At 43.9% G+C, this 19967-nt stretch carries 22 protein-coding genes and 1 tRNA gene; 8 read left to right on the top strand and 15 right to left on the bottom strand.

Annotation, left to right across the window (positions count from 1 at the left end; all coding sequences use genetic code 11):
* Both Q7J27_14380 and mtnA read left to right on the top strand, forming a co-directional pair.
* On the top strand, positions 1 to 237 hold a 237-nt coding region (locus tag Q7J27_14380; protein ID MDO9530327.1), incomplete at its 5' end, for an Asp-tRNA(Asn)/Glu-tRNA(Gln) amidotransferase GatCAB subunit B.
* A 145-nt stretch (positions 238 to 382) separates the two neighbouring features.
* On the top strand, positions 383 to 1420 hold the full coding sequence (gene mtnA / locus Q7J27_14375; GenBank protein MDO9530326.1) for an S-methyl-5-thioribose-1-phosphate isomerase: 1038 nt from the start codon (positions 383 to 385) through the stop codon (positions 1418 to 1420).
* Positions 1421 to 1690: 270 nt separating this feature from the next.
* Here the strand turns inward: mtnA and Q7J27_14370 are convergent, their stop codons facing one another.
* The 12 genes from Q7J27_14370 to Q7J27_14315 all read right to left on the bottom strand — a co-directional run bounded on the left by Q7J27_14370 (position 1691) and on the right by Q7J27_14315 (position 9778).
* Complete coding sequence (locus Q7J27_14370; GenBank protein ID MDO9530325.1) at positions 1691 to 3187, bottom strand: monovalent cation/H+ antiporter subunit D family protein; 1497 nt, start codon at positions 3185 to 3187, stop codon at positions 1691 to 1693.
* Positions 3184 to 3570 carry a cation:proton antiporter subunit C gene (locus Q7J27_14365; GenBank protein ID MDO9530324.1) on the bottom strand — a complete coding sequence of 129 codons (387 nt, stop codon included), beginning with the start codon at positions 3568 to 3570 and terminating at the stop codon, positions 3184 to 3186. Before Q7J27_14365 ends, Q7J27_14370 begins: the two co-directional genes overlap by 4 nt.
* Before the next feature lie 44 nt (positions 3571 to 3614).
* Entirely contained in the window at positions 3615 to 3890 is a 276-nt protein-coding gene (locus Q7J27_14360; protein ID MDO9530323.1) for a hypothetical protein, read from the bottom strand.
* Positions 3887 to 4132 (bottom strand): DUF4040 domain-containing protein, encoded by a 246-nt coding sequence (locus Q7J27_14355; protein ID MDO9530322.1) that lies wholly within the window; start codon positions 4130 to 4132, stop codon positions 3887 to 3889. Before Q7J27_14355 ends, Q7J27_14360 begins: the two co-directional genes overlap by 4 nt.
* On the bottom strand, positions 4129 to 4449 hold the full coding sequence (gene mnhG / locus Q7J27_14350) for a monovalent cation/H(+) antiporter subunit G (GenBank protein MDO9530321.1): 321 nt from the start codon (positions 4447 to 4449) through the stop codon (positions 4129 to 4131). Before mnhG ends, Q7J27_14355 begins: the two co-directional genes overlap by 4 nt.
* A gap of 5 nt (positions 4450 to 4454) precedes the next feature.
* Positions 4455 to 4718, bottom strand: coding sequence for a monovalent cation/H+ antiporter complex subunit F (locus Q7J27_14345; GenBank protein MDO9530320.1), 264 nt, complete (start codon positions 4716 to 4718; stop codon positions 4455 to 4457).
* A 25-nt stretch (positions 4719 to 4743) separates the two neighbouring features.
* Complete coding sequence (locus Q7J27_14340; protein ID MDO9530319.1) at positions 4744 to 5202, bottom strand: MnhB domain-containing protein; 459 nt, start codon at positions 5200 to 5202, stop codon at positions 4744 to 4746.
* A gap of 81 nt (positions 5203 to 5283) precedes the next feature.
* Positions 5284 to 6006, bottom strand: a complete 723-nt coding sequence (locus Q7J27_14335; protein ID MDO9530318.1) for a Na+/H+ antiporter subunit E — start codon at positions 6004 to 6006, stop codon at positions 5284 to 5286.
* A 41-nt stretch (positions 6007 to 6047) separates the two neighbouring features.
* Complete coding sequence (locus Q7J27_14330) at positions 6048 to 6839, bottom strand: universal stress protein (protein MDO9530317.1); 792 nt, start codon at positions 6837 to 6839, stop codon at positions 6048 to 6050.
* A gap of 19 nt (positions 6840 to 6858) precedes the next feature.
* Entirely contained in the window at positions 6859 to 7749 is an 891-nt protein-coding gene (locus tag Q7J27_14325; protein ID MDO9530316.1) for a universal stress protein, read from the bottom strand.
* Between the two features lie 46 nt (positions 7750 to 7795).
* Positions 7796 to 8188 carry a response regulator gene (locus tag Q7J27_14320; GenBank protein ID MDO9530315.1) on the bottom strand — a complete coding sequence of 131 codons (393 nt, stop codon included), beginning with the start codon at positions 8186 to 8188 and terminating at the stop codon, positions 7796 to 7798.
* Positions 8189 to 8260: 72 nt separating this feature from the next.
* Positions 8261 to 9778 (bottom strand): response regulator, encoded by a 1518-nt coding sequence (locus Q7J27_14315; GenBank protein MDO9530314.1) that lies wholly within the window; start codon positions 9776 to 9778, stop codon positions 8261 to 8263.
* 433 nt (positions 9779 to 10211) lie between these two features.
* On the opposite strand from Q7J27_14315, the gene Q7J27_14310 reads away from it, so the two are divergent.
* From Q7J27_14310 to Q7J27_14285, 6 genes are all read left to right on the top strand, one after another.
* Complete coding sequence (locus Q7J27_14310; protein MDO9530313.1) at positions 10212 to 11693, top strand: monovalent cation/H+ antiporter subunit D family protein; 1482 nt, start codon at positions 10212 to 10214, stop codon at positions 11691 to 11693.
* Position 11694: 1 nt separating this feature from the next.
* Entirely contained in the window at positions 11695 to 11943 is a 249-nt protein-coding gene (locus Q7J27_14305; GenBank protein MDO9530312.1) for a hypothetical protein, read from the top strand.
* Positions 11933 to 13684, top strand: a complete 1752-nt coding sequence (locus Q7J27_14300; protein ID MDO9530311.1) for a Na(+)/H(+) antiporter subunit D — start codon at positions 11933 to 11935, stop codon at positions 13682 to 13684. The genes Q7J27_14305 and Q7J27_14300 overlap by 11 nt, the downstream gene beginning before the upstream one ends.
* 334 nt (positions 13685 to 14018) lie before the next feature.
* Positions 14019 to 15137, top strand: a complete 1119-nt coding sequence (locus Q7J27_14295) for a hypothetical protein (GenBank protein ID MDO9530310.1) — start codon at positions 14019 to 14021, stop codon at positions 15135 to 15137.
* Between the two features lie 52 nt (positions 15138 to 15189).
* Positions 15190 to 16392: a flagellar assembly protein T N-terminal domain-containing protein gene (locus Q7J27_14290; protein ID MDO9530309.1), complete on the top strand. Its 1203-nt coding sequence runs from the start codon at positions 15190 to 15192 to the stop codon at positions 16390 to 16392.
* Positions 16393 to 16645: 253 nt separating this feature from the next.
* Positions 16646 to 17347: a hypothetical protein gene (locus tag Q7J27_14285; GenBank protein ID MDO9530308.1), complete on the top strand. Its 702-nt coding sequence runs from the start codon at positions 16646 to 16648 to the stop codon at positions 17345 to 17347.
* A gap of 126 nt (positions 17348 to 17473) precedes the next feature.
* Here the strand turns inward: Q7J27_14285 and Q7J27_14280 are convergent, their stop codons facing one another.
* From Q7J27_14280 to Q7J27_14270, 3 genes are all read right to left on the bottom strand, one after another.
* Entirely contained in the window at positions 17474 to 17935 is a 462-nt protein-coding gene (locus Q7J27_14280) for a PaaI family thioesterase (GenBank protein ID MDO9530307.1), read from the bottom strand.
* 539 nt (positions 17936 to 18474) lie between these two features.
* A tRNA-Sec gene (locus Q7J27_14275) sits at positions 18475 to 18572 on the bottom strand.
* Positions 18573 to 18651: 79 nt separating this feature from the next.
* Positions 18652 to 19914 (bottom strand): molybdopterin molybdotransferase MoeA, encoded by a 1263-nt coding sequence (locus Q7J27_14270; protein ID MDO9530306.1) that lies wholly within the window; start codon positions 19912 to 19914, stop codon positions 18652 to 18654.
* Positions 19915 to 19967 lie beyond the last annotated feature (53 nt).

Here is a 19967-nt window from a genome sequence, read left to right as displayed (position 1 = left end):
GGCCGTTCCCCGGAAGAAATAATAGAAGAAAAAGGACTGGTACAGATAACCGATGAAGGTGTTCTGGAAAAAACCGTCGCGGAAGTCCTCGAAGCCAATCCCACCCAGGTGGAGAAGTATAAAGGCGGCAGGGAAAAACTTTTTGGCTATTTTGTTGGTCAGGTCATGAAGGCATCCGGAGGGAAGGCCAACCCGAAACTCGTCAATGAGCTCCTTAAAAAAATGCTTGGAAAGTAACATAGTGCAGCCAGAACCAAACAAAAGTAGCGGCAACCCTTCAGGGCTGCCTTGTATGCAGGGCTGGGGGTAGTTAGAACGATATTTGGAATTAATTTTAAGGCCATACGCTACGTTTGTGATGATAACGTGAAGTAAGGGGACCATGATCAAGACTATTTCGTGGACAGATGATGCTGTTGTCATGATCGACCAGAGGGTACTTCCCCATGAGGAGAAATATCTCACCTGCCGCAGTTACACAGAAGTTATTTCTGCTATAAATGATATGACCATAAGGGGTGCCCCTGCCATCGGTGTCGCCGCAGCGATGGGCATCGCCCTCGGTATGCGAAATCAGGACGTTTCATCCAAGGAAGATCTGAAAAATTCATTTTACGGGATATGCGATGAGTTTTCCGAGACACGCCCAACGGCGGTAAACCTCTTCTGGGCAATAGAGCGGATGAAGCGGTGTTTTGAGAGAGAGCTCAAATCAGGCATTGACGCTATAAAGAAGGTGCTGGTGACGGAAGCGGTAAAAATATGTGAAGAGGATATTGAAATAAACAGGCAAATAGGGATGCATGGCAGAAAACTGATCAAAAGCGGCGACAATATCCTTACTCATTGTAATGCCGGTGCCCTGGCGACGGCCGGCTACGGTACCGCCCTGGGGGTTATCAGGGCCGCCCGCGAGGAGGGAAAAGGACTCCACGTTTTTGTGGATGAGACGAGGCCTGTTCTCCAGGGGGCACGTCTGACAGCATGGGAGCTGATGCGGGATAATGTTCCCGCTACATTGATAACAGACAATATGGCCGGCTTTCTCATGAAACAGGGAAAGATAGATCTGGTCATCGTGGGAGCTGACCGTATTGCCGCCAATGGCGATGTTGCCAATAAAATTGGAACCTATTCACTTGCCGTTCTGGCTGCCGAGCACAACATTCCATTTTATGTAGCGGCGCCTCTGTCCACCATCGATATCGAGATAAAAGAAGGAAATGATATTCCCATTGAAGAGCGGGACGATGAAGAAGTTCTCTCTATTCGTGGTATGAGAATTGCCCCGGATGGTATGAAGGTCTACAATCCAGCCTTTGATGTAACCCCGAATCGTTTTATTGCTGCCATCATTACCGAGGCGGGGGTTGCTACCACTCCTTTTGAAGAAACCATAAGAAGCCTTTTTGGAACATGAGTTGTAAGCCTTGTATACCCACCAAAAGCTGCATAGAAATTTGGGAATATGAGATTCTGAGAGCGAATCAAGATTTTTTCGGTAACGATTCAAATCGCAGCGGAACGACCGCAAATCCAACTGTTTGAGCTCGAAGAGCGAGTTTTGGATTTGCAGTGGAGCGAGATTTAGAATTGTCGAAAAAATGTTTTGAGCATCGAAGAATTATATTTTCAAAGGTCTCGCCCTTGTTTTGAAGTGGTTATAAAGGAGGGATTCCTTTTCTGTGAGTTACAACTTAGGGACAGCAAGCTGAATTATGTTTATCAATATGGGCTGATTATAAATGCCGATAAGGACAATTCCAACAGCAACTATCATCGTAGGAATCAACATGCTTAAAGGGGCCTCTTCAATCACTGACGCCCCGTCTCCATGGGCGTGAGAATCATGCCCATCATGGCTTTCATGGAAAACATACCCGATTTCAAAAATCCGGAAAAAGAGCACGACATTAACCAGGCTGGATACGAGCAGTGCAATGACAAATGTCCAGGAACCGGCGACTACGGCACCCTGAAGAAGGTACCACTTACTGAAGAACCCGCATGTTGGAGGTACGCCTATCATTGAAAGAGCGGCTACAACAAGTGCAGTCATGGTAAAGGGCATTTTTTTGAAGAGGGCATTAAAATCGGAGATATTGTGGCTTTTCATACGATAGCATACGATACCGGCTACAGTAAAAACTCCAAGGGTCATAACGGCATCATTTATAATATGGAGGATTGCTCCTTTAATAGCTATGGTATTGGCAAGACCTACTCCACCCACCATATATCCAATTTCGGCCACAACAATGTAACACAACATTCTTTTGAAGTCCGTCTGAGCAAGCGCCATGATTGCGCCGGCAAAGATAGCTAAAATACCGGCCCAGACCATAATGTCCGTTGTGTGAGTCATAATGATGGAAAAGTCGGGGTCAAAAACGGTAAACAGTATCCTTATCATGACATAGACAGCGATCTTGGTTGTCAATGGAGCTATTAGAGCACTGCTTGTTGAAGGTGCCAGGGTATACGCATCGGGGAGCCATGCATGCAATGGGAAAAGCGCCATCTTTATAGCTACACCAACCATAAAGAAGGCAAAGGCAACCAGGACTACCTTGGAACTGTAAATACTGGGCAAAATCTTGGCAAGGTCGGCAATATTGAGTGAACCGGTTGCCAGGTAGAGATAGCCCACTCCCAGCAGATAAAAACAGGCCCCGACGGTTCCCATAACCACGTACCTGAAAGTGGCCAGCGGTGCCCCGTCCTCCCCGACAGCTATTAAGGCGTATCCAGCCAGTGACGCTATCTCCAAAAACACAAAGAGATTAAAAAGATCACCTGTAATTACTATACCTAAAAATCCGGAGACCTGTAAAAGGAAGATAGTATAAAAATAAGGGGTCTTGCCGGGCAGCTCCTGTTCAATACTTTTTCTGGAATAAACAGCTACAAGCAGCGAGATTCCAGAAATCAGTAGCATCATAGGGGCATTTAGATAATCAATTACGCATTCTATTCCCCACGGTGGCATCCAGCCACCTACATAGTAGTGGATGACCCCCGTGCAAAGCACCGTTTTTAAGGTAATGATAGAGTAAAGTACCGACAGGGTAATGCCCAGAATGACCCAGGGATAACATAGGTCTTTTTTCCACAATCCGATAAGCGGTGTGACAATAGAGAACATCAAAGGAATAACTATAATAAGAATAGGTGCCTGTTCTGTCATTTTATCGCCTTTAGAATCTCGTCTTCTTCAAGAGTATTATATTTTCTGTAAATCATTATGACTATGGCTAAGGCAACACCGAGTGTGGCGACCATAACAACAATAGCCGTAAGCATAAGTACATGTGGCAGTGGATTGATGTAATGAGAAACGTCAATGGCGTGTTTCACAGGTCCGTGGCCATTTGTTAAAATCGGCAGAGTAGCGCCCTTCTTGCAGGCAACAGAAACAAAGAAAAGAATAATTGCCGTTTGAAAGATGTTCATGCCAACGATCTTTTTTATAAGATTTCTCTTGCCGATCATGGCATAGAAACCGATCATCATTAGAACTATATATATCCAGTAGTTGTACTTACTAACAATAAAATCAAAATCCAGCATGCTCCAACAAGCTCCCTAAAGTGCAAGGTGTTTTGCTAATAGTGTTATGTTTTGCGCCTCTTTCTCAGTAATAAAGCACATGCCATCCCCGATGTGAAGATAACAACAGTTTCACCAAGGGTATCATAACCCCTGTAATCGGCAAGTACGGCGGTCACTATATTTGGTGTGGCTGTATCATTCACCGCCTTCGTAATATATCGTGGGGAAACGTGTCTGCTTGCAGGGGAATTCGGGTCAGCCCAACCGGGCATGTCCAGTGTGCCGTAGATAAGGATTATTCCTGTAATTACTACAACAATCAGGTTTAAAATTCTCAATCCTTTGTCCTCCTGGTGGTTTTAAACACAGCGGCAACGAGCAGCACCGTTCCGATGCCGGCACTAACGGATGCCTCCGTAAAGGCGACATCAACGGCACCCATCTGTGCCCACATGAGACACATAAAGAAACTATAGGCCCCGAGTATCATAACAGCGCTCAAAAGATCCTTCACAGTGATCGCAGCCACAGCGCATATTACGACAAAAACAAGGATGATGATGTCAAATGGTAAAATCACTTTTTATCTTCCCCTTTCGTCCACGGCTGAATACCGCGCCTCAATGCCGCCCTGGAGATAGCATGGGTAGCGGTGGGCTGGGCGAGGGCCATGAATACCGCAATGAAAACTATCTTCAAGCCGGTCAGGGAAATCCCTTCATATATAGCAAGGCCTATGAGGCATAAAAGAACGGCCAGCGTATCCCCTTTACCCGTTGCGTGCAACCGTGAGAAAAAATCGGGAAAGCGTAATAACCCAATGGTTGCCGTGGCAAAGAAAAAGATTCCGCCTAATATGAATATCACCGACAGTACAATCGTTCCTATTTCACTCATATCGATTAACTCTCCATCTCCAGGTACTTGGCAACAGCTACGCAGCCTATAAAATTGAGCAGAGCATAGACCATACTGATATCCACGAACATCTCCACTCTCTGGAAGACAAAACCCATAATAAGCAATATAATCAGGGTTTTGGTTCCGATAGCTGAAAGGGCTGCTATCCTGTTATAAACACCTGGCCCAAAGACAACGCGGTAAAGAACAAGAAGAACAAGGACGCTTATCCCCATACCTGTACCGAGAAAAAATTGATTCATCATAAACCCTTAACAAAGTGGCAGAAGGCTACTCTTCTTCATCTTCAGGGAGTACCCCGCCTGTAGAAATATCAATAAATATTGAAAACATAATGGCCATTACAGTGAGCCCTACACCAGTTTCAATGCCTAAAATACCGAGCGATCGTGCCTCAGCCGGCGTTACATGCAGGATTTTAGACAATTGGCCGTAATCGAGATAGTTCCCAAGAAGGATAAGACATAGAAGCCCAATTCCTGAATAAATCAGCACGCCTAAACAGCTCAGTATTGTCACACCTTTTTCGGATAAAAGTTTTTTAGTTTCCGGCAAGCCGTGCGTTATGAGTAATAAGACGAGACTTGCCCCAAGGATGACACCCCCCTGAAAACCTCCTCCCGGGCTGTAGTGTCCATGCATAATGACATAGAGAGCAAAAAGCTGAATAAATGGTACCAGCATCCTTGCGACTGTACCGATAATTATATCATCGCTTTGACGTATCATCTGAGGTTCCTGCAGTTAAGAATTAGTTTTGGTTATAAAAACTTTTTGTTTACATCTTTTATGCAAAGGGCAAGAGATAATCTAAGCATGCTTTCTCAGCGCCCCGTATATCCGGGCAACGTCTAATACATCCTGTACGTAGATATGATCTGCTTCCATAAAGACATGAGCGACCCTGTCTTCCATCTCTCCGGTATTGAGATCATCTGCCACCTTTTTACTTAGAGCGTGAATAAAAAACTCCCCTTCCATGATATCCATGGTAATGGTTCCTGGTGTGAGGGTAATTGAGTTTGCCAGCGTCACCCAGGAGATATCGCTCTCCAGTTTTGTGTTAAATCTGATTATCTTAGGATCAATCGGCATTTTTGGAGACAGAGCCAGATAGGCTACATGGAAATTGGATAGGATGATTTGATAGAGAAGCCATGGTATATAAGCAATAAACCTTTGAACTATTATTCTTATATCTCCCACCCTCGTATTGGCAAAGAGTAAATCCTGCGTCATAAAAGCAATTAGAAAGGAACATATAACGCCAAGGGCAAGATGAAAAAGGTCGAACTTTCCTGATAACATAGTCCAGAAAACCATCAGGATGAAAAAAGTAGCAATAAAATTCTGGAAGCCGGATTTTGTTTCCTGGGCCCCTTTAAAGAGGGCTTGAATTTTTTGTTCTTCTATCTGTCGTGTTTCGGATGTTATCTTGACGGCAGTGGTTAACAACCCTTCTGCCTGTTCTCTGGCGTCTTCCAAAATGCGAAACGAATCATCTGTTGCCTGAATCAAGAGTGTTACTTCCACAGTTCAAATCCCTTCCGTTCTATAAAAATTCCAACTGCCTGCTAAGGTACAATTAACACCGGTACTGCCGCTTCTTCGGCAACCATGTATGTTGAACTCTTTTTGAAAATTTTCTTAAACAGTGGTTTTTCAGAGATAGCGCCCAGGACAATAAGGGTGGCTCTGTAATCTTTAGAAGCGGTTATTATCTCTTCCGACGTCTGGCCGGCATAGATATGTGATTCCGCATCTATGTTTTCATCGAGGCATATTTTACGTGTGTGAGCCAGCTTCTCTTTCAACTCGCGCATATCCCTTACAGTTAGCTTTCCGTTTATGACATTTACAATTTCCACCGCACCCAGTATTTCCTTGAAACCCAACAGATATGTCAAGGCCTTTTCAGACGCAGGAGACCAATCCGTGGTAAAGACAACGTGATCGAAAAATCCCTTGTCTTTTGCCGTTGCTGCCTCTTGACTGTCGTTAATAATCAGAATGGGTATAGGAGCGGTTTTAATCAGATTCTTTATGAGGGAACTACGGGATGGATTATTTGTCGTTCTGTCGAGATTGACCACAATAAGTGATACTTCTTCCTTCTTGGCTGCATTTAAAATTCCCGGTAGAGACAGCACTTCTTCTGTCAAAACGCTGGACTTAATCCCAAGATCGGATAGGTCTGCAAGCCATTTCCTTCTTGATTTAGTTTCACTTTTATCCATCATAATGTCAGGGATGGTCTGTAAAAAGACGATCTCCTCAAGACCTGCCCTCTTCAAGGCCAATAAGTCTTCTATCATGCTGAAAGAAAGTGTATTTTCTTCGAGATTAGTTGCGTAAAGGAGTTTCATCACAATCCAAACAATTCTCTTAACGGGTGGTCGTTTTAATTTCAGCAGGAACCAGCAGGGCAGGGAACTCTGATTCCTCGGCTAACTTTTGCGGGACGCTCCCGAGCCATCTCTCTTTCCACGGTCCTTTGCCCGTTGTCCCGGCAACAATCATGCTTGCCCCTCGTTCCTGCGCTGCTCTATTGATCTGCTCGGTAATATTGCCGACATATAAATGAGCTCCGGCATCTATTCCGGCGGCACGAAACATTTCACAGGTCTCATCCAGCCTTTGCCTGGTTTCCTTTCGGATTTTTTGTACGCCCATTGCCGAAGAGCCCGTTAAGCTCTTTTCGCTGGCGACATGAATCACCTCTATATGTTTAATAACACTCTTCAAACTGATCAGGGTTTCGACCGCTCTTTCGCTGGCAGGAGACCAGTCCGTTGCCAGAAGCGGTTTTTCAAAAGGCTTATCATTCACCTTACCGGAAGGCAGCATATACTTATGTACAAATACAGGCTTGGATGTCCTTCGGAGAATCTCTATGATTTCTGAACCGGCATAAAGTTCTTCTATTTTACCTTTCTTGTGGTAACCTGTGACTATAAGATCAACATCTTCCTCTTGGGCAGCGGAAATGACTTTGGGGACGAGCTCACCCACAAGGATGTAAGCTCCAACCTCCATCCCCTGTTCAAAAAGACTTTCTGCCCAGTCGATAAAACGCACATTGGCTATTTCCTTCAATTTTACTTCTTCGTCTTTGAGATAGCCCTTGCCGCGCCGCATGGCCACTTTACTTCTCTCAACCACATGGATAAATACCACGTGATTAAACCCTGCTTTCCTAAGATCCATTAATGATTCTAATGCATCAAACCACAATTCTTCAAACTGAGTAACAAACAGCAGCTTTTTGGTTCCCACGTTTTTCCCACAACCTCCTGCAATATCTCCAAATTCGAGTCGAGTATCAGGCTATAAATTTCTTTATCATCTCTGCCAGTTCTTCAGGTTCAACCGGTTTTTCCATGTATGCTTCAGGTTCCGGCACAGTCTGGTTGCCAAATGCAGTCAAGGCCTCTTGGGAACGGAGGAATGTCCTCTTGGCTATTCCAGATAGAATAATGACAGGAATTTTCTTGAGAGATTCAGCGCTCTTTAATTCCCGGTACATCTTGATGCCACTCTGTTTGGGCATCAAGATGTCCAGGATAATCAGATCTGGATTTTCCTCGACGGCTTTAGCCATGCCCATCTCACCGTTTTTGGCTATTAAGGAAATGAAACCATTTTCCTCTAAAACGGTCACTACAAAAGCTACTATATCAGGATCGTCATCTACGACAAGTACCCTTTTTCCCATAATAGGTCCTCCGTGAAACAGTTATGACTTCTCTGACAGTTACGTCTATTTTATGAGTGAGATGTCACGACTTTAGTGAATTGCCTTACTATATGGCAACTGTATAATAAAGGTGGAACCCTTCCCCGACTTGGAAGAAACGTCTATCTTGCCACCATGTTCTTCTACCAGCTTCCGTGTAACTAATAGGCCGAGACCTGTCCCCTTGCCACCTTTAGTGCTAAAAAAAGAAGTGAAAAGATTTTTTTTAATCTCTTCATTCATGCCGCATCCGTTATCAATGACCTCGAATCTAATCATTTCATTATCTTCGAGGACGGTTTTAACTCGAACTCGCCATTTCTTGGTTTCGTCTGCGTCAAAAATACAGGCATCAATGGCATTAGAAACTAAGTTGAGTAGTGTGCGATGAACTGTATCTGAATCTAAAGATACTTTGCCAATGGATGCATCGAAATCTTTTACAATTTTAATGTCATGTTCTTCTGCCTTTGTTTCCATAAGCATACATACATCCTCGGCGATTTCGTTGGGAAGGCAAACCTTATATTCAGGTTCACGAACCTTAGAATAGGTGAGTAAGCTCAGAACCAGCTCAGATACTCTTCCAACATTTCTCTCCACCATTTTCCAGCCCGCTCTTACCTTATTTGTATCGTCTTTGTCAAGACCAATTTTTACCACATAAGCGCCACCCTTAAGTCCGCTAAGGATATTTTTGATATGGTGAGCTAAGCCGGCCACGGTCTGCCCGATAGCGGCCAGCCTTTCTGATTCGATCAAATTCCGCTCCAGACGTTTAATTTCCGTAAGATCCTGAAAAAACCCAACGCTACCTATAGGCTCATCCTTTTCATAAAGAATAGATCCTGAAAATCTTGTCGGTACCTTCTGGTCATTCTTCGACGAAATCATGATCTCTTTCCAATCAGATTCTTTAAAAATCGTTTTGTGTTCCAGAGCCTGTTTGAAATATTCTCCTATTTCCGGCGGACAGACATCATTAATGCCCATCTTTCTAACAACTTCAATCTTGGAATAGCCGAATATTTTCTGTGCACCGGGATTAAAAATTATAATTTCTCCTCCTTCATCCGTCGCTACTATCCCATCATTAGAACTGGTGATTAGTTTGTCCAGAAATTCTGATTTTCTTCTTACTTCTTCAGTGGCAATCCAGACCATGTTTTCCAGATCTTCAGTGTATTCCCTGAGTTTCCGCTTCATGAGCAATTTTTCTTTAGCTCTTTCAAGGGCTATTGCCAGAACTTCATCCCTGACAGGTTTATTGACAAAATCAGAGGCGCCATACTGAAGAGCTTCTATTGCCGAACCCATATCTCCATGGCCGGTAATCATGATTACTTCCGTATCAGGATTCAGCTCTTTCACTGTCTTTAAGACCTCAAGGCCATCCATGCCGGGCATCTTTATATCTGTAAGAACTATGTCGGGAGATTCACGCTGGAATACTTCTATCCCCTCCTTACCGCTGTATGCAGTAACTACTTCATGACCGTCGCTCTTCAACGAAATGGAAAGAACCCTGACAATTGCTTTTTCATCATCTATGAGTAAAAGTTTGGACATTTTAACTACCTTTATTTTTCAATGACACCTTAATGGTACTTTCTCTGTTATCGCAGGATGTTACCATATCCTGACCATCTTTAATGAAATAACCTTATTAAACATTTGAGGGCATAATTCCCTACTTTGTAATTTTTGTCAAGGAGCATCTGCGATTCCAATGTCCGGAATAAACGGATTAATTGATAAAAATTAGATCATTCGAAAACAGGTTAATTGTAAGGCATGGACCGGTGAAATTATATGGAGGCCATATTTTCCCTTTGACATTTGACGATTTATGGTTTATAGAGGCGTCACATTTTTCAAGCAGGGCATGTCACGACATCTTACGGTTTAAGGAATGAGTATTCTTCCGGTGAAGGATAGAATGCTTATTCCCAATGTGCTTTGCGCTGATTCTGGGCAGTTTTTCACGGAGTTATTGCTGTTTATGGAAACTATCGTATCTGTTAAGCCTCTTCTGGCAGTGGCTGTTTCTCTTTTCGGGTCACTCTTAATTATTATCTTTGGCAAAAAACCGAATTTAAGAGAGGCATGTACCTTTTTAATCGCATTTACAAAGTTTGGCATAATTGCCTCCATGATACCCGTCATCCTTGGGGGACAGAGGATATACTATAACCTTGTTGATGTCTTACCTGGTGTTGGAATCGCCTTCAGGGTAGACTCTTTTGGCCTTCTCTTTGCGCTGGTATCCTCTTCGCTCTGGATAGTAACAACTGTATATTCCATGGGATATATGCGTCCCCTGAAAGAGCATTCTCAAACGCGGTATTTTGCCTTCTTCGCGCTTGCTCTTTCTTCAGCGATTGGAGTTGCATTTTCAGCCAATCTTCTCACGCTCTATCTGTTCTATGAGATGTTATCACTGTCTACTTACTCGCTGGTTACGCATCATCAGGATAAAGCAGCTCGCTCTGCCGGCAGGAAGTATTTGACATATCTGATGGGTGCATCTATAGCATTTCTGCTTCCGGCACTTATATTAACTTATCATTTTACGGGAACCCTGGATTTTGCGGATCAAGGAATATTGGCCGGGGCTGCCTCTAAAACCATGCTCACCGTAATGTTTTTCCTATTCATCGCAGGTATAGGCAAGGCGGCTATTATGCCGCTTCACTCCTGGTTGCCTTCCGCGATGGTGGCTCCAACCCCTGTCAGTGCACTGTTGCATGCTGTTGCCGTCGTAAAGGTTGGAGTGTTCTCGGTGCTGCGTATCTGTTTTCATGTCTTTGGTATAGACTTGATGCATGCTCTATCTCTTGATGTCTTTCTGATTTACTTTATATCCATTACCATTCTTGTGGGTTCGTTGTTTGCTTTGAAGCAGGATGACCTGAAGGCGAGGTTAGCTTATTCAACGGTAAGTCAGCTGTCTTATGTGGTTATGGCGGGGGGACTTATGAGTGTGTTGGGTATGACGGGAGGTGTGCTGCATATAGCGATGCATGCTTTTGGGAAGATCACTCTGTTCTTCTGTGCAGGTGCAATACTTGTCAACACCGGCATAAAAAAGATCAGCGAGATGAAAGGCATCGGGAAGATGATGCCGATAACCATGGGTGCCTTCTTCTTTGGCTCTCTGAGCGTTATCGGTCTGCCGCCTTTCGGCGGATTCTGGAGTAAGTGGAATCTCGCCCTGGGGTGCATTGATATAAACCAGCTCCCGATACTGGTGGTTCTCTTAACCAGTTCCCTGTTGAATGCAGCGTACTTTCTGCCAATAACCTATGATGCCTTTTTTTCACAGGGCAGTAAATTTAATAAAGAGACAACGATCAAGGAAGCCCCTGTTTTAGCAGTGGCACCCCTTGTATTTACTGCTGTTGTTTCTTTTATCTTATTTCTCTGGCCGGGCATTTTCCTTGAATTAGCACGGATGACGGCCAAGGCTGTAATGGGAGGATGAAATGAGAAAAGAATTTGACTGGTTTGATAAACCCGAAAATATAAAGAAATTAAAGATATTTAGCTATGTCATACTTGCATTGAGTGTTGTCGCTGAATTTTTTGTGTCCAGTCATCCTCAGCATTCGTGGGACAAGATACCGGGAATTTATGCATTATTTGGATTTATTACTTGTGTAACAATGATTGTTGTTTCCAAGTTACTGGGGCAATACTGGCTAAAAAGGGATGAAAAGTATTATGATAAATAGCTTTCTTACACCCGCCTTTATATTTTTTATTGGAGCAATCCTGCTGCTTGTCGTTAGAGGGAAGGCAAAACAATTCCTTATACTGTTCATCCCTGCGGTAACTTTCTTCTATCTCATCAAACTTACCCCTGAGGCGTCGATAACCGTGCCTTTCATGCAATATGAATTGAATTTTCTTCATGTTGACAAATTGAGCAAGGTATTTGGATACATCTTCTGTATCGCCGCATTCGGAAGTTTTCTATTCGCCTTACATCTTAAAGGTAAGCTGGAACACCTGTCGTCCCTTGTTTATGTAGGAAGTGCATTGGGAGTTGTCTTCGCAGGAGATTTCCTTACTCTCTATATCTTCTGGGAGTTTATGGCTGTAGCGTCCGTAATGCTCATCTGGGCACGAAGAAAAGAGGAATCCTTGAATGCGGGCTACAGGTATGTCCTCGTTCACATTGTGGGAGGTCTCATACTTTTAGCCGGAATCTTATTATATATTAATGACACCGGCAATCTGACAGTCGGTCGTATTCAAACTCAGACACTTGCCTCGTGGCTTATTTTAATAGGGTTCATGTTGAATGCTGCGGTGCCTCCTCTTCAAGCATGGCTTGCTGATGCATATCCTGAATCCACGGCTACCGGTGGCGTCTTTTTGAGCGCCTTTACAACTAAAACCGCTGTATATACACTGCTTCGTGTCTTTCCCGGTTGGGAAATACTAATATGGCTTGGTGCTCTTATGACCCTTTACGGTATCATCTATGCCATTATGGAAAATGACTGCAGGAGAATTCTCGCTTACAGCATTATCAATCAGGTAGGCTTTATGGTGTGCGGAATCGGTATCGGCACGGCCATGTCAATCAACGGCGCTGCTGCGCATGCCTTTGCCCATATCATCTATAAAGGGTTGCTGTGGATGTCCGCCGGATCTGTTCTCTATATGACCGGTAAAACAAAATGTACAGATCTTGGAGGCCTCTATAAAACGATGCCTTTGACACTCATCTGTTGCTCTATTGCTGCTGCGTCAATTTCTGCCTTTCCACTGACAAGCGGATTTACGACCAAAGCAATGATTCTTCAGGCCGCGGTAGACAAACATTTGATTATTATATACCTCATGCTGGAGGCAGCTTCCGCCGGTGTGTTCCTCCATGCAGGAATCAAATTCCCATATTTTGTCTTCTTTGCAAAAGATAAGGGGCTGAGGGCAGCCGATCCCAAGATGAACATGCAGTGGGCAATGGTCTTTTTTGCCTTCTTATGTATCGGCATAGGCATCTATCCCGAGCCACTTTACAAAATACTGCCATATCCTGTTGAATACCATGCATACACGGGAATGCATGTGGTAAGAATGTTACAGCTCCTCTTCTTCTCAGGGCTGGCATTCTTTGTCTTCTTGAAGCTTTTGAAAAGAACGGAGACTATTACCCTCGATTCCGATTGGTTCTACCGGAAAGGTTCTCAACTGGCTGTATACGTTTTCACGGGTATATCTGCCGGCATCGCCAGTGTACTTGACTATCTGTTTATTCGCCTCCTTCCATCGAAACTGTCAGCCTTCAGTAAAAAACCTATCACTATTTTGATGGGTTCCTATGGGGGGGAGTGTTCGGCGATCGATGATTCTGAGTCTGGTTCTTCGCCAGAGACAACAAATTTTGTTCCTTCAGGGGTACCTGTTCTTATTGCCGTAGTTTTTCTTTCTGTCCTTGCTGTCACATATGTTGTGTTATTTTAATGTGGGCCAGGGGCTAAAAATCTCATTTTGATAAACGGCACCGTTTATGTAAAACATTTATAATGCTTCTCCTTATACGTCTGTATAACCGATTTCCCTTCCTCTCCACTCTTTAAGCAAGAACCACTTTTCAATTAACTGTTGACATTAAGTGTCGAATTATGTTTGATAAACAAAGTAAGAACAGGTGTGTTTGCGTATAGTCTAACACTTTTCCCTTTAGACTTTTTAAAAACTGAAAAACCATTTTTTAAAGCTTTCTCCCTTTTCGAACACTGTTTGGGGAGTTGGCCTTATAAAGGCGAGAAAATTGGAGCATAAAGGAGGAATAATTATGCATGAGAAACGACAGATTGTCAGATTAGGGTTGTGTGTGTCTTTGATACTGTTTACCATGATGGTTGTGTTCGGCTGTGCACCAAAGACAAAGGTATATGGCATCAAGCCTGCCGAAGTATCTGTTGGAGGTATCCGAACGCTGGCTGTCCTTAAATTTGATGGGAAGTACGGGGAAACTGTAAGGAGCGATTTTTATAATAAGCTTGCTGAGATTGAGCATTTCGATCTTATTGATACTACCCAGATGAGTGCCCTGGAAAGAGTAATCTATGACCAGATAGATGATCCCAGGGTTTTGCCCGCCCTTGAAAATCTCCATGCCGATGGCATAATTACAGGACGAGTAACTGCTGACATTAACGATATTCGTGGTACTGATCAGGTCCAGATGAAAGAAGGTACCGGTCAGTACAAAAAGGAGAAGAACATATTTGGCAAGTGGGTTGATGTAGAAATAAAACGTACCGTGCTGAGACCTGTGGCTTATGTCATTCGGCAGGCTTCACTGACCGCGGATTTCAAAGTATTCGATCTGAGAACCAGGAGAATCGTCGCCACAGGAAAGGTTACGAACAACTATAATGAAAAGTTTGGCGGCAGTGAGGAGAACGCATTGTTTTTTGGTGATAAATTGAGTGAACTTCCCGCCCAGAATCAAACCATAAATGAACTTTCCTCCAAGGTTGCCGCTGCACTTGTTGCAAAAATCTCCCCAACTCAGATTGCGACGGTTGTGCAGTTTGATGATGGCGGTAAATACGGATTCGGTGGACACAATATGATAAAACGGGGAATTGAATTTGCCAAACGTGGATCATGGAAAGAGGCCATGGAGATATGGGAAGAGGTAATCAAGACCGAACCCACAAACTCTGCGGCATATTATGATCTCGGTGTTGGTTATGAAAGTTTTGGAGGCCTGAAAAACCTCGAAATTGCAAGAAAAATGTATAAAAAGGCGGCCATGTGTGGAGATAACAATCTTTATATAGAAGCAGTAGCAAGGAGCAACACGACTATTTCTAATCTCCGGAAATACGAACAGCAAAAGAAGCTGCTCAAGGAAGCTCCGGTGAAGAAAAGCAGTGAAGAAGGCGGGGTACGGATATATTAATGGAGTTAAAATTGACAGGTAATAAGAAATTACCTTGGCAAGGAGGATCGTTATGAAACGTAAAACTATTTTTTATGCGAGCATATTTCTGGGGGTGTTGCTCTTCTGTGTCCCGCTGGTTTATGGTGCGACTGTAACTGCAGTTGGCCAGGCACAGATAATTGGAGGCGATGATAATCAGGCTCGTCTGAAGGCTATTGAAGGTGCAAAAAGGGCCGCGGTGGAGCAGGGGGTCGGCACGCTGGTTGATTCCAAAACAAAAGTGGCCAATTTCGAGGTACTGGAGGACAAGATCTATTCAAGAGCAAGCGGTTATGTTACGAATTACAGCATACTGTCTGAAGGTAAAACCCCGGATGGTTCCATATACACTGTAACCATCCGTGCTGATGTCCAGACAGCATCAATCAAAAATGATTTGACAGCCATCGGAATTCTTATGGCAACGGTTGGTAATCCACGGTTTATGGCGGTTTATGTGCCTGAGACGAAGAGTTCTGCCAACCGTAATTCAAGGGTTGTCCGGGCAGCCGAGCAGGCCATTAACGGTGTTTTTGCCCGGAAGGGGTTTATAGTCCTTGATCGAATGTTTATTAGCAATGTTTATAATGAGATTGAACAGGCGGGACGTATCGATATAGATATGGATGACCTGTCAGCCCTTGCCCTGAAGTACAGGGCGGATCTCCTGTTAGTTTATGATGTGCATGCTGCCAAAAAGGTCGGGGGCCAAAGTAAGTACTTCGGCGGCATTATAGTGGAGGTCGCTCTGCGTGCCGTTGCCCCGGCTACAGCGGACCTGATCGCACAGAAGTCCGGTGATCTGTATGTAAAGACTATTAAGGCCGGAGACTATTACGACAACATGCAAGCGGCTAAAGCCTCGGATGCCTTGGGAAAAGCCGTAGCCGAAGCCTTGATTGGTGATACTCTGGCTTACTTTCAACGCTCGGTGCATGCAGGTGCCCGTTTTGACCTGTGGTTTAGAAACTTTTCAGAAGAAGATACATTCACAATTGTGGATGTGATTGAAAAGATGAGCGGTTTCAAGGACAGAGACGTTCGAAATCAGTCCCCCGGGAACTTCCAGCTTGATGTCAATTATCAGGGCAAGAGATTCGATTTTCAAAAAGAGCTTTTCAATGGTCTGAAACAGCACGGTATCCTTTTCCAGACTCAGCAGGCAAAGGGGAATCGATTCCTCTTCTTTAAAGAGGGAACTGACAATCCATTTAGGGAGATACAAGTCCGCTAAGAATTGTAGCATTATGTTATTTTTGAAGAAACCCGCTCTTGATTTGATCAGGGGCGGGTTCTTTTGACCTCCGGTCAAGCCCGAATATGATATAGAGACGTTTGCATAATACCTTAATGTCATTGCGAACGAAGGTGAAGCAATCTCAAATTACCTGTAATTACGAATAGATTGCCACGTCGCTTCGCTCCTCGCAATGACTAAGAAAGCAATTATGCAAAGCTTTAATATAGTGTTTTAAAGGTAAAAAATATTGCGCCTTCCAAAAAAATGGTTAAGCTTCAGTCTCATTACTTTCCTGATCCAGTTTTTCCTCATAGGTTGTCAGAGTTTACCATTAATTGCCGTTGCTCCTACCGCGGTTCAGCTCGGCACATTTGCATATCAATCCGTTGAGGAAGCGGATATCAATACTGCAGTGATTCCACCCGTTACAAAAGAAGAATTGAAGGAGATTAAACGAGTAGCGATATTTTTAGGGCAGGAAAGTCCAACCAGGCCATACGGAAGAATAGGTGATTTAGGGGCCGTAGTGGGAGACAATCTTCGTATAGAATTGATGAAATTGGGATATCAGGTTTGTGACTGGAGCAAAATAGAAAAATACATTGGCGAAAAAGGTGTTCAGGCACCATGCAGCGTCGATACGATGGCTGAAGCTGGAAAAGCACTGGGAGTACAGGCTATTATAACAGGTTCTATCACCTCCGGCCGTACGTGTTCGCTCGGTATGGTGGGAATAGGAAGGATGACTACAGTTGTTCAGAGTGTTTCACTGAAAATCATAGGGGTTAAAAAAGCTGATACATTGATGATCATCACGATTGACTACAAAATAGGGCCGAACCCGAGAGTTGCAGCCGAGGGAATGGCAATAATCTTGAAGGCGAAATTAGAGGACCCTTATGTAGACGTGAAGGAAATGCTGAAGAAAGAGAAAAAAAAGGCAGGGTGAATCTAACTGCCAAAAAAGGTGCTGACTGTTCGGGAAGATGTTAAATTTTACATATAAAGATGTATCGGCGTTTGCCATGGGAACTTTGGTAAATGAATAACTGCAGGATGCTTGCAGAGATTTTCATTACAGGCCTTCCGGAATTTGTATAGCGACGACTTCTCCTGTTGCGCATACTTGATCTTTGGAGGATAGCGTAATGTTCACGATAATCCTGCGCCCTCTGATTTCCTTAACCTTGCCGCGAAGCTCCATGGGGGCATCAATGGGTGTCGGTCGCAAATAATCCACATGTATCGATGCTGTTACAAATCTTAATTCCGGTTCTGTTCCCATGTCACGACCTGCTGCTCGGTAGGCTGCCGCGGCTGCCGTTCCGGTTCCATGGCAATCGATGACCGACGCAATGATTCCCCCGTAAACATAACCTGCCATGGCTATGTGATGTGGCAGCGGGGTGAATCGACAAACCGATTCATCACCTTCCCAATAACTTTTTATTTGGAGCCCGTGTTGGTTCAGGCGGCCACAACCATAACAGACACTGTGTGCCTCTTCGTAGTAATCCTGAAATGCTTTTTCAACCATCTATCATCCCTTTTAAGCCTGCCGTGCCAGTTCTCTGTTTTTGGTTTTATAAGACATTGCTTTTCATGCGTGGTCTGAGTTGCGTGAATGAGCAGATAACTGAACTTTGAAAATTGACTATAGCGCCACGATATTAATTCTCTGTGTGTAATTTATGAGAAGGAATGAAGATGAGTCAAGAGCAGACTTGACCCACTTCCTTTATCTTATTATCCTTTTCCGTTTGTTTTCCCGGAGTCTTTTTTATCATTGCCATGCTTTAATGTTTGATGCACTCGTAAAAAGTCAGAAAGTGTGCTCTTTGTCATGCTGAACTTGTTTCAGCATCTAATTATTTCAGCAAGTTAGAGACCCTGAAATAAATTAAGGGTGACAGAAAAAGACTTTTTACGAGATTGTCAATGTTTCCAGCGTAAGCTTTTTGATGAATCCTAAATAGGTGTCCTGTATTTCTGACAAATTTCCTTTATATTCGGGCCACACATGGATACTCTATTTCCGGTCTATTCATTAATTCTTTCTTCTCTTCTTCAATATTTTGGCGGAAGTGCATGGGAATCGAACCCACCTGGGACGGTTCTAGCGCCCCACACTGGATTTGAAGTCCAGGAGGCCCACCAGTGACCTTGGCACTTCCGCAATCGGCATATTAATATCGGATCACTTATTAAATGTCAACGGTTACAAACTGCTGCCTGTTGTTTCCGCTATTTATCTTAAAGCTTAATGCTAACATCATTCAAGTATTCTGGTTGTACCGTCAGTGCAAGAGAGTTGTCAATTAATTGTACTGTGACTTCATCGCCCGTTTTGGCCTTTGTTTTATTCTCTGGCAGCACTATAAGCCCGTTCGCCCTGACCATCGATTTCAGAATGCCGGATCCCTGCTCACCGGTCGTTGTGGCGAAGCATTTTCCACCTTCATATGTTATATGGGCTCGTATGAAGTTTTTAAACCCGCTCTTCTTCTTGATTTCTTCCTTCAGAATCGCCGTTACCGTTTTTCTAAACAGTTTTTTGTGCCCCATCATCTTCAAAATTGAGGGTCTTGCAAACTGTTCAAATGAAATCATGGATGACACAGGATTGCCGGGGAGTCCCAAGACAGGAACATCTTCAATAGTGCCGTAGGCAAGGGGTTTACCGGGTCTCATTGCAACCTGCCAGAACTCCATCCTGTTTCCCACTTCCTTCATGATTTCCTTTACGAGGTCATAATCTCCCACCGATACGCCACCGGACGAGATTATGATATCAGCTCGCCTCGCCTCCTTAAATTTTGCGATCAGGTCTTCTCTAACATCTTTTGCTATGCCTATCTGGAGTGGAATAGCGCCGCAATCTATGATCTGCGCAGCTATGGAATAGCTGTTGCTGCTTCTGATCGTTCCCGATGACATTTTTTCGTCTATATCGACAAGTTCGTCACCTGTAGCCAGGATTGCCACCACGGGTCTCTGATAAATATTTATAAAGGAGCGGCCGAGTGAGGCCATCATGCCTATTTCTGCAGGTCTGATGACAGTCCCGGATGGAATAACAAGCTCACCATCTTTAACATCTTCGCCTGCAAACCTTATATCCTGTCCTGTTGAGGCTTCGCTAAATATCTTTACACTTGTCCCGGTTTTTTCTGTTTCCTCCATTCTCACAACTGCATCGGCACCGGGTGGTATGTGAGCTCCGGTCATTATCCTGGATGTCTCGCCGGAGTTGACGGTCTTCAGAGGGGTATGTCCTGCCGGGATGTCTTCAATAACATTAAGAATAATTGGATTTTCCCTTGATGCCTTCTTTGTGTCTTCCCAACGGAGGGCATAGCCATCCATTGCCGAATTGTTTTCAGGGGGAATGTCCATGTCAGCATATATATCTTCTCCCAGAACTCTTCCGAGTGAGTTCAGTATGTCTGTCTTTTCCAAACCGAGGGGAGTGATAGAACCGAGTATTCTGTTGAGTGCTTCTTCAACTGTTATCATAATATATAATCCTCCGTAAGCGTTTTGAACTTAAACGGTTAACGCATTTTTGT

Source organism: Syntrophales bacterium, from assembly GCA_030655775.1.
Lineage (GTDB): Bacteria > Desulfobacterota > Syntrophia > Syntrophales > JADFWA01 > JAUSPI01.
The sequence above is the reverse complement of the archived record's forward strand: the minus strand, read 5'-3'. Positions and strand labels throughout refer to the sequence as shown.

What these genes read in the sequence shown, in the direction of transcription:
- mtnA (MDO9530326.1), top strand. Translation starts at nt 383, where the DNA reads ATGATCAAGACTATTTCGTGGACAGATGATGCTGTTGTCATGATCGAC.
- Q7J27_14370 (MDO9530325.1), bottom strand. Translation starts at nt 3,187, where the DNA reads ATGACAGAACAGGCACCTATTCTTATTATAGTTATTCCTTTGATGTTC.
- Q7J27_14365 (MDO9530324.1), bottom strand. Translation starts at nt 3,570, where the DNA reads ATGCTGGATTTTGATTTTATTGTTAGTAAGTACAACTACTGGATATAT.
- mnhG (MDO9530321.1), bottom strand. Translation starts at nt 4,449, where the DNA reads ATGAGTGAAATAGGAACGATTGTACTGTCGGTGATATTCATATTAGGC.
- Q7J27_14345 (MDO9530320.1), bottom strand. Translation starts at nt 4,718, where the DNA reads ATGATGAATCAATTTTTTCTCGGTACAGGTATGGGGATAAGCGTCCTT.
- Q7J27_14340 (MDO9530319.1), bottom strand. Translation starts at nt 5,202, where the DNA reads ATGATACGTCAAAGCGATGATATAATTATCGGTACAGTCGCAAGGATG.
- Q7J27_14330 (MDO9530317.1), bottom strand. Translation starts at nt 6,839, where the DNA reads ATGAAACTCCTTTACGCAACTAATCTCGAAGAAAATACACTTTCTTTC.
- Q7J27_14320 (MDO9530315.1), bottom strand. Translation starts at nt 8,188, where the DNA reads ATGGGAAAAAGGGTACTTGTCGTAGATGACGATCCTGATATAGTAGCT.
- Q7J27_14315 (MDO9530314.1), bottom strand. Translation starts at nt 9,778, where the DNA reads ATGTCCAAACTTTTACTCATAGATGATGAAAAAGCAATTGTCAGGGTT.
- Q7J27_14310 (MDO9530313.1), top strand. Translation starts at nt 10,212, where the DNA reads ATGGAAACTATCGTATCTGTTAAGCCTCTTCTGGCAGTGGCTGTTTCT.
- Q7J27_14305 (MDO9530312.1), top strand. Translation starts at nt 11,695, where the DNA reads ATGAGAAAAGAATTTGACTGGTTTGATAAACCCGAAAATATAAAGAAA.
- Q7J27_14300 (MDO9530311.1), top strand. Translation starts at nt 11,933, where the DNA reads ATGATAAATAGCTTTCTTACACCCGCCTTTATATTTTTTATTGGAGCA.
- Q7J27_14295 (MDO9530310.1), top strand. Translation starts at nt 14,019, where the DNA reads ATGCATGAGAAACGACAGATTGTCAGATTAGGGTTGTGTGTGTCTTTG.
- Q7J27_14290 (MDO9530309.1), top strand. Translation starts at nt 15,190, where the DNA reads ATGAAACGTAAAACTATTTTTTATGCGAGCATATTTCTGGGGGTGTTG.
- Q7J27_14280 (MDO9530307.1), bottom strand. Translation starts at nt 17,935, where the DNA reads ATGGTTGAAAAAGCATTTCAGGATTACTACGAAGAGGCACACAGTGTC.
- Q7J27_14270 (MDO9530306.1), bottom strand. Translation starts at nt 19,914, where the DNA reads ATGATAACAGTTGAAGAAGCACTCAACAGAATACTCGGTTCTATCACT.